The sequence below is a fragment of the Nitrospirillum bahiense genome (assembly GCF_007828025.1).
Taxonomy (GTDB): domain Bacteria; phylum Pseudomonadota; class Alphaproteobacteria; order Azospirillales; family Azospirillaceae; genus Nitrospirillum; species Nitrospirillum amazonense.
In genome coordinates this window covers 62,801-71,378 of sequence record NZ_VITO01000031.1, presented here as the reverse complement: position 1 = coordinate 71,378, position 8,578 = coordinate 62,801, and the positions used below count along the sequence as shown (strand labels likewise).

Genomic DNA, 8,578 nt, shown 5'->3' with positions numbered 1-8,578 from the left:
GATCGCCCCGATCGCCATGGACGAAGGCCTGCGCTTCGCCATCCGCGAGGGCGGCCGCACCGTCGGCGCCGGCGTGGTCGCGAAGATCATCGCCTAAGGGACGTTTGGGTCGCGCGGGTGGTCTTCCTTGAAGGCCACCCGCACTCATGCGATTTGGTGAGGGGTGCCCCGGTCCGCCGGTGGCACCCCTTGCCTTTAAGTAGGGGAGGGCCGTCGGAGGCCCTCCGGCGGCTGGTCGGGGTTTCCCGGGCGCCGACGGTCAAACCCCTGAAAACACCATTCTTTTCGGGCTCCTGGGCTTGTTGGGGAAAGGTGTTGCCGGCCCACCGGCCGCCTGCACAGACGCAGACCTGCCCCGCATACGAGGGGTATGCTGTTTTATCTGGACAAGCGGTTCCGAATGGTGAATAAACCGGCCCTCCGAGACGCGGGAAACTGCGGCCGGCGACGTAGGAGTGTAGCTCAATTGGTAGAGCACCGGTCTCCAAAACCGGGGGTTGGGGGTTCGATCCCCTCCACTCCTGCCACGTCGCCCCGCTGAACAGCGCGCCCGGACGGCCAAGCGGGCCGGTAGCGGCAGCGATGCCGAAACAGTATGACGAGTAGCTCTGAACGTGGTGGCGTAGCCCTTATGGCGAAGACCAGTCCTGCCCAGTTCGCGCGCGAAGTGCGCCGTGAGATCGCCAAGGTGACGTGGCCGACCCGCAAGGAAACGGTCATCTCCACCTGGATGGTGTTCCTCATGGTCATCGTCGCGTCTCTGTTCTTCCTGGCGGTCGATCAGATCATCGCGTTCGCTGTCCGCCTCGTTTTCGGTATCGGAGGCTAAGGTCATGGCCGCGCGTTGGTACGTTGTTCACGTTTATTCCGGATTCGAAAAGAAGGTCTCTCAGTCGATTCGTGAGAAGGCCGCCCAGAAGGGTCTGGAAGATCAGTTCGAGGAAATCCTGGTCCCGACCGAAGAGGTCGTGGAGGTGCGCCGCGGCGCCAAGGTGAACTCCGAACGGAAGTTCTTTCCCGGCTACGTGCTGGTGAAGATGGAACTGACGGACGAGAGCTGGCACCTGGTGAAGAACGCGCCGAAGGTGACGGGTTTCCTGGGTGGTGGCGGCAAGCCGCAGCCCATCAGCGAGGCGGAAGCCTTGCGCATCATGAACCAGGTGCAGGAAGGGATCGAGCGGCCCAAGCCCTCCATCCACTTCGAAGTGGGCGAGAACGTGCGCGTCACCGACGGCCCCTTCACCTCGTTCACCGGCCTCATCGAAGAGGTCGACGAGGACAAGGCGCGGGTCAAGGTGGCGGTGTCCATCTTCGGCCGTGCGACCCCCGTCGAGCTCGAGTACGCGCAGGTCGAAAAGATTTAAGCGGGACGGCGCCCCTGTTCTTCGGAACCGGGGCGTCTTCCCATTCCCCGCGTGGGAGGCAAGCCCGAAGGTCCCGGCAACGGGGCCGAAGTCCATGGGGCGAGCCGAACCACGCATCCCGCAGATCCGGGTGGCGCCCCTTGACCGGGGTTCCGTCCGGATTGTTGTTGAGGACGTATCATGGCGAAGAAGATCGTCGGTTATATCAAGTTGCAGGTGCCGGCCGGCAAGGCCAACCCGTCGCCGCCCATCGGTCCGGCCCTGGGTCAGCGCGGCCTGAACATCATGGAATTCGTGAAGGCCTTCAACGCGAAGACGGCCGACCTGGAGCAGGGCATGCCCATCCCGGTCGTGATCACCGCCTACGGTGACCGTACCTTCACGTTCGTCACCAAGACCCCGCCGAACACCTACTTCCTGAAGAAGGCCGCCGGCATCACCAAGGGCGCCGTCCAGGTGGGCAAGGGCGCCGCGGTGGGCAAGGTGAAGATGTCGCAGATCCGTGAAATCGCCAAGACGAAGATGCCGGACCTGAACGCGAACGACATCGAGGCGGCTGCCAGCATGCTGGTCGGCTCGGCCCGTTCCATGGGCCTGGAAGTGGTGGAGGATTGATCATGGCCGGCAAGCGTCTCAAGAAGGCTAACGCCACCGTCGACCGGAACAAGTTCTACGCCCTGGACGAGGCCGTCCAGTCGGTGAAGGGCAACGCCACCGCCAAGTTCGACGAGACCGTCGAGATCGCCATGAACCTGGGCATCGACCCGCGTCATGCCGACCAGATGGTCCGCGGCATGGTCCAGCTGCCCAACGGCACCGGCAAGACCGTTCGTGTCGCCGTGTTCGCCCGCGGCGCCAAGGCTGACGAAGCCCTGGCCGCCGGCGCCGAGCTGGTGGGTGCGGAAGACCTGGCCGAGAAGATCCAGGCGGGCGAGATGAACTTCGACCGCTGCATCGCCACCCCGGACCTGATGGCCCTGGTCGGCCGTCTGGGTAAGGTGCTGGGCCCGCGTGGCCTGATGCCGAACCCGAAGCTGGGCACCGTGACGATGAACGTCGGCGAAGCCGTGAAGTCCGCCAAGGGCGGCTCGGTCGAGTTCCGCGCCGAGAAGACCGGTATCGTGCACGCCGGCGTGGGCAAGGCCAGCTTCAGCCAGGAAGCCCTGGCCGAGAACATCAAGGCCTTCGTTGGCGCCATCAACCGCGCCAAGCCGACGGGTGCCAAGGGCACCTACATCGAGAAGGTCAGCCTGAGCTCCTCCATGGGCCCGGGCCTGAAGCTCGACGTCGCCGCCCTGGTCGCCTCGATCTCGGCCTAAGGCTGCGAAGAGTTTCCGTCCAAGCCGTTCGTTTCCATATGGGGACGGACGGCGAGGCCGGCGGAGGGCCGGAGCGATCCGTCCTTCCAACCCTGTCCAAGACTGCGGGCGCCAAGCCGGAACCGATCATCCCTTCGGGGGCGTGACGACCGGGGCGGCTTAATGAACGCCGGCATAGACGGGAGTAACAAGCGTTTTGCAGGTGGACGGTTCCCCCGCCCGCTTGGATTGGATGGCTTGTCGCTTCTGGGGCAGGTTCACCGGTTTCGGGTGAAACCCATTCGTGGGTGGAGGCCGAGGCTACATTTGGACCGGGAAGAAGGGCGTGACCCGCCCGTCTGTCCCAGTTGTTAGGAGGCGAACCGTGGATCGCACAGAAAAGCAAGCGACTATCGCGGCTCTGCATCAGGCGCTCTCCGCCACTTCCCTGGTCGTCGTGACCCGCCAGTCGGGCATGACGGTCGCCGAGGTGACGGACCTGCGCCGTAAGATGCGGGCCGCTGGCGCGAGCTTCAAGGTGACCAAGAACCGGCTCGCCCGTATCGCCCTGAAGGGCACCCAGTTCGAAAAGCTGGACGACCTGTTCGTCGGCGTGACCGCTATCGCTTACTCGAGCGATCCGGTCGCGGCGGCCAAGGTTGCGATCGCTTATGCCAAGGCCAATGACAAGTTCAAGATCATTGGCGGCGGCATGGGCGCTACCGTCCTGGACGACAAGGGCATCGAGGCTCTCTCGAAGCTCCCGTCCATCGAAGAACTGCGTGGTCGCCTGCTTGGCATGCTCCAGACGCCCGCCACCCGCATCGCCGGTGTGCTGCAGGCTCCGGGCGGCCAGGTGGCGCGCGTGCTGTCGGCTTATGCCAAGAAGGGCGAGGCGGCCTGAGCCTCGCGTACTTTTCGTAAATCTCAAGACAAGACCTGATTTAGGAGAACATCCATGTCCAAGCTGGAAAAGCTGGTTGAAGAGCTGTCCGCTCTGACCGTCATCGAGGCCGCCGAGCTGTCGAAGCTGCTGGAAGAGAAGTGGGGCGTTTCCGCCGCTGCTCCCGTCGCCGTTGCCGCCGTTGCCGGCCCGGCCGCTGAAGCCGCCGCTCCCGCCGAAGAGCAGACCGAATTCACCGTGATCCTCGCCGACGCCGGCGACAAGAAGATCAACGTGATTAAGGAAATCCGCGCCATCACCAGCCTCGGCCTGAAGGAAGCCAAGGACCTGGTCGAGGGTGCGCCGAAGACCGTCAAGGAAGGCGCCACGAAGGACGAAGCTGCTAAGATTAAGAAGCAGCTGGAAGACGCCGGCGCGAAGGTCGAGGTGAAGTAAGAAACGATCCCCTGTGGGCGTTTCTGAAAAAAAGATGGCGCTGGACGGTGGCACTCCCCATATGGGGGACCGCCGCCCGGCGCTGTCGCCTTTTTCTGGAGGATGTCGTATGGTGATCCTCCAGTTTCTTCCCGAAGAAGGTTCCGCGATGGAATTTGGGGCGGGAAGGGCAGTTTGAGTGTTTGGCGCCGGACGGCGGCCGCTTCCGAAGGGGGCGGGGCCGGACGCGCCTATTTGTGTTTGTTTCGCTTGCCGTCGCATCCAAATCGGCCGGCGCAGTTGACCCGGGCCTAGTTCACGAGAGGCGCATTTCATGGCCAAGTCGTTCACGGGACGTAAGCGTATTCGTAAGAGCTTCGGACGCATCCCCGAAGTGACCCGCATGCCGAACCTCATCGAGGTTCAACGGAGTTCCTACGACCACTTCCTTCAGATGGACACGGCGCCCGAGAAGCGCGCCAATCTGGGCCTTCAGGAAGTGTTCAAGTCGGTTTTCCCGATCAAGGACTTTTCCGACCGTGCCGTGCTCGACTTCGTTAAGTACGAGCTTGAACAGCCCAAGTACGATGTCGAGGAATGCCAGCAGCGCGGCATGACCTTCGCCGCGCCCCTGAAGGTGACCCTGCGCCTGACCGTCTTCGACATGGACGAGGACACCGGCCTGAAGTCCATCCGCGACATCAAGGAACAGGACGTCTACATGGGCGACATGCCTCTGATGACGGCCAACGGCACCTTCGTCATCAATGGCACCGAGCGCGTCATCGTCAGCCAGATGCACCGGTCGCCGGGCGTGTTCTTCGATCACGACAAGGGCAAGACCCATTCGTCGGGCAAGTACCTGTTCGCCGCCCGCGTGATCCCCTACCGCGGCTCCTGGCTGGACTTCGAGTTCGACGCCAAGGACCTCGTGTACGTCCGCATCGACCGCCGTCGCAAGCTGCCCGCCACCACCCTGCTGTTCGCGCTGGATGGCGCCGAGACGCAGCAGCTGCGGGCCCAGCGCGCCAAGGCCGGTCAGGGCCTGGCCCCGTATGAGGCCCAGGGCATGTCGAAGGAGGAGATGCTCTCCGCCTTCTACGACACCATCACCTATTCCCGCGCCGGCGACGGCTGGAAGACCCCCTTCGTCGCCGAGCGTATGAAGGGCGTTAAGCTGGCCTCCGACCTGATCGACGCCCGCACGGGCGAGGTCCTGCTGCAGCGCGAGACCAAGATGACCCCCCGCGTGCTGAAGAAGCTGCAGGAGGGTGGCCTGGAAGAGGTGAAGGTGCCGACCGAGGAGCTGGCTGGCCGCTACCTCGCCATCGACATCATCAACGAGCTGACCGGCGAAGTGATCTTCGAGGCGGGTGATGAGATCACCACCGCCGCCCTGGAGAAGCTGGAGAAGTTCGGCGTGGACGAGGTGCCGGTCCTGGCCATCGACCACCTGAACGTCGGCGCCTACATCCGCAACACCATGGCGGCGGACCGTAACGCCAGCCGTGAGGACGCGCTGATCGACATCTACCGCGTCATGCGCCCGGGCGAGCCGCCCACGCTGGAAAGTGCTGAGGCCCTGTTTAGCGGCCTGTTCTTCGACAGCGAGCGCTACGACCTGTCGGCCGTGGGTCGCGTGAAGATGAACGCGCGCCTGGGCTTTCAGACCGACGACCAGATGCGCGTCCTGCGCAAGGACGACATCCTGGCCATCCTGAAGCTCCTGGTCGAGCTGAAGGACGGCCGCGGCGAGATCGACGACATCGACCACCTGGGCAACCGTCGCGTCCGCTCCGTCGGCGAGCTGATGGAGAACCAGTACCGCGTCGGCCTGCTGCGCATGGAGCGTGCGATCCGCGAGCGCATGAGCTCGGTCGAGATCGACACGGTCATGCCGCACGACCTGATCAACGCCAAGCCGGCCGCGGCCGCGGTGCGTGAGTTCTTCGGCTCCTCGCAGCTGTCGCAGTTCATGGACCAGACCAACCCGCTGTCGGAAATCACCCACAAGCGTCGTCTCTCGGCCCTCGGGCCGGGCGGTCTGACCCGTGAGCGCGCGGGCTTCGAAGTCCGCGACGTGCACCCGACCCACTACGGCCGCATCTGCCCGATTGAGACCCCTGAAGGTCCGAACATCGGTCTGATCAACTCGCTGGCGACCTATGCTCGCGTGAACCAGTACGGCTTCATCGAGAGCCCCTACCGCAAGGTGGTGGACAAGCGCGTCACCAACGAGGTGGTCTATCTCTCCGCCATGGAGGAAGGCCGCTACATGGTGGCGCAGGCCAACGCCACGCTGGACGCCGACAACCGGTTCGTGGACGAGCTCATCAGCTGCCGCAAGGGCGGCGAGTACATGATGACCCGCTCGGACATGATCGACCTGATCGACGTGTCGCCGAAGCAGCTGGTGTCCGTCGCCGCGGCGCTGATCCCGTTCCTGGAGAACGACGACGCCAACCGCGCGCTGATGGGCTCGAACATGCAGCGCCAGGCCGTGCCGCTGATCAAGGCGGACTCGCCCCTGGTCGGCACCGGCATGGAAGCGACGGTCGCCCGTGACTCGGGCGTGGCCATCGCCGCCCGCCGCGCCGGCGTGATCGACCAGATCGACGCCACCCGCATCGTCGTGCGCGCCACCGGCGACACTGACGCCGCGGCCCCCGGCGTCGACATCTACAACCTGCTGAAGTTCCAGCGCTCCAACCAGAACACCTGCATCAACCAGCGTCCGCTGGTGAAGGTGGGTGACCGGGTGGAGAAGGGCGACATCATCGCCGACGGTCCCTCGACCGACCTGGGCGAGCTGGCCCTGGGCCGCAACGTGCTGGTCGCGTTCATGCCCTGGAACGGCTACAACTTCGAAGACTCGATCCTGATCTCCGAGCGCATCGTGCGCGATGACGTCTTCACCTCGATCCACATCGAGGAGTTCGAGGTCATGGCCCGCGACACCAAGCTGGGCCAGGAAGAAATCACCCGCGACATCCCCAACGTCGGCGAAGAGGCTCTGAAGAACCTCGACGAGGCGGGCATCGTCTACATCGGTGCCGAGGTGAAGCCGGGCGACATCCTGGTCGGCAAGGTGACGCCGAAGGGCGAAAGCCCGATGACCCCGGAAGAGAAGCTGCTGCGCGCCATCTTCGGCGAAAAGGCCAGCGACGTGCGTGACACGTCCATGCGCCTGCCGCCGGGCGTCACCGGCACGGTGGTCGAGGTCCGCGTCTTCTCCCGCCGCGGCGTCGACAAGGACGAGCGCGCGCTGGCGATCGAGCGGGCCGAGATCGAGAAGCTGGCCAAGGACCGCGACGACGAGAAGGCGATCCTGGAGCGCAGCTTCTACACCCGCCTGAAGGAAACGCTGGTCGGCCAGTCCGTCCTGTCCGCCCCGCGCGGCATCAAGTCGGGCGAGGTCATTACGGAAGAGCTGCTGTCCGGCCTGTCGCGCGGCCAGTGGCGCCAGATCGCGGTCGCCAACGACCAGATCATGGAGAACGTGGAGGCCTACGGCCGGGTGTTCGACGAGAGCATCCAGAAGCTGCAGGAGCGGTTCGAGAACAAGGTCGAGAAGCTGCAGCGCGGCGACGAGCTGCCGCCCGGCGTCATGAAGATGGTCAAGGTCTTCGTGGCGGTGAAGCGCAAGCTGCAGCCTGGCGACAAGATGGCCGGACGTCACGGCAACAAGGGTGTGATCAGCCGCATCCTGCCCATCGAGGACATGCCCTACCTGGCCGACGGCCAGGCGGTCGACATCGTTCTGAACCCGCTGGGCGTGCCCTCGCGCATGAACGTCGGTCAGATCCTGGAGACCCACCTGGGCTGGGCGTCGGCCAACCTCGGCAAGCAGATCGGCCAGATGCTGGACCAGATGCGCCATGCCGAGCCGGAGGCCAAGGCCCCCGTCCTTGAGAACATCAAGGGCCGCATGAAGCACATCTACGGCGAGGCCGCCTACACCGAGGAGGTGAGCGACCTGACCGATGGTGAGGTTCTGGAACTGGCGGGCAACCTGCGCCGCGGCATCCCGTTCGCCACCCCCGTCTTCGACGGCGCGCGGGAGGACGACATCGTCCGCATGCTGACGGAAGCCGGCATCGACAGCTCGGGCCAGATGGTGCTGACCGACGGCCGTACCGGCGAGGCGTTCGATCGCAAGGTCACCGTCGGCTACATCTACATGCTGAAGCTGCACCACCTGGTGGACGACAAGATCCACGCGCGCTCCATCGGCCCGTACAGCCTGGTCACCCAGCAGCCGCTGGGCGGCAAGGCCCAGTTCGGTGGCCAGCGCTTCGGTGAAATGGAGGTCTGGGCGCTGGAAGCCTACGGCGCCGCCTACACGCTGCAGGAAATGCTGACGGTGAAGTCGGACGACGTGTCCGGCCGCACCAAGGTCTACGAGGCCATCGTCCGTGGCGACGACAACTTCGAGGCCGGCATTCCGGAAAGCTTCAACGTGCTGGTCAAGGAACTGCGGTCCCTGGGCCTGAACGTCGAGCTGAACGAGCGGTCCTACTGATCACCGGTTGAGCTTGGGCGGCGCCCTCGGGGGATTCCCCCGGGGGCGCTCGTCCGTCCCGGTTCGCAGCCAATTG

8 protein-coding genes and 1 tRNA gene are annotated in these 8,578 nt (G+C 64.8%); all 9 read left to right on the top strand.

What is annotated here, in order from left to right; genetic code table 11:
* Positions 1-97 (top strand): EF-Tu C-terminal domain-related protein (locus tag FBZ88_RS31440; protein ID WP_000507943.1); only part of this gene is annotated, 97 nt, incomplete at its 5' end.
* Between the two features lie 354 nt (positions 98-451).
* Positions 452-527, top strand: a tRNA-Trp gene (locus tag FBZ88_RS28315).
* A gap of 104 nt (positions 528-631) precedes the next feature.
* Entirely contained in the window at positions 632-829 is a 198-nt protein-coding gene (gene secE / locus FBZ88_RS28310; protein WP_040842369.1) for a preprotein translocase subunit SecE, read from the top strand.
* Between the two features lie 4 nt (positions 830-833).
* On the top strand, positions 834-1,364 hold the full coding sequence (gene nusG / locus FBZ88_RS28305) for a transcription termination/antitermination protein NusG (RefSeq protein ID WP_004271317.1): 531 nt from the start codon (positions 834-836) through the stop codon (positions 1,362-1,364).
* 180 nt (positions 1,365-1,544) lie between these two features.
* Complete coding sequence (gene rplK / locus FBZ88_RS28300; protein ID WP_040842373.1) at positions 1,545-1,979, top strand: 50S ribosomal protein L11; 435 nt, start codon at positions 1,545-1,547, stop codon at positions 1,977-1,979.
* A complete protein-coding gene (rplA, locus tag FBZ88_RS28295) occupies positions 1,976-2,683 on the top strand; it encodes a 50S ribosomal protein L1 (RefSeq protein WP_411861209.1) in 708 nt (235 codons plus the stop codon). The genes rplK and rplA overlap by 4 nt, the downstream gene beginning before the upstream one ends.
* A 364-nt stretch (positions 2,684-3,047) precedes the next feature.
* Positions 3,048-3,566 carry a 50S ribosomal protein L10 gene (gene rplJ, locus FBZ88_RS28290; RefSeq protein WP_088871001.1) on the top strand — a complete coding sequence of 173 codons (519 nt, stop codon included), beginning with the start codon at positions 3,048-3,050 and terminating at the stop codon, positions 3,564-3,566.
* Positions 3,567-3,620: 54 nt separating this feature from the next.
* A complete protein-coding gene (rplL, locus tag FBZ88_RS28285) occupies positions 3,621-4,001 on the top strand; it encodes a 50S ribosomal protein L7/L12 (RefSeq protein ID WP_040842378.1) in 381 nt (126 codons plus the stop codon).
* A 313-nt stretch (positions 4,002-4,314) separates the two neighbouring features.
* Positions 4,315-8,502, top strand: coding sequence for a DNA-directed RNA polymerase subunit beta (rpoB, locus tag FBZ88_RS28280; RefSeq protein ID WP_145620322.1), 4,188 nt, complete (start codon positions 4,315-4,317; stop codon positions 8,500-8,502).
* Positions 8,503-8,578: the final 76 nt, after the last annotated feature.

Bases quoted from the DNA above. Each gene is read 5' to 3' on its own strand.
- nusG (WP_004271317.1), top strand. From the start codon at position 834: ATGGCCGCGCGTTGGTACGTTGTTCACGTTTATTCCGGATTCGAAAAG.
- rpoB (WP_145620322.1), top strand. From the start codon at position 4,315: ATGGCCAAGTCGTTCACGGGACGTAAGCGTATTCGTAAGAGCTTCGGA.
- rplL (WP_040842378.1), top strand. From the start codon at position 3,621: ATGTCCAAGCTGGAAAAGCTGGTTGAAGAGCTGTCCGCTCTGACCGTC.
- secE (WP_040842369.1), top strand. From the start codon at position 632: ATGGCGAAGACCAGTCCTGCCCAGTTCGCGCGCGAAGTGCGCCGTGAG.
- rplK (WP_040842373.1), top strand. From the start codon at position 1,545: ATGGCGAAGAAGATCGTCGGTTATATCAAGTTGCAGGTGCCGGCCGGC.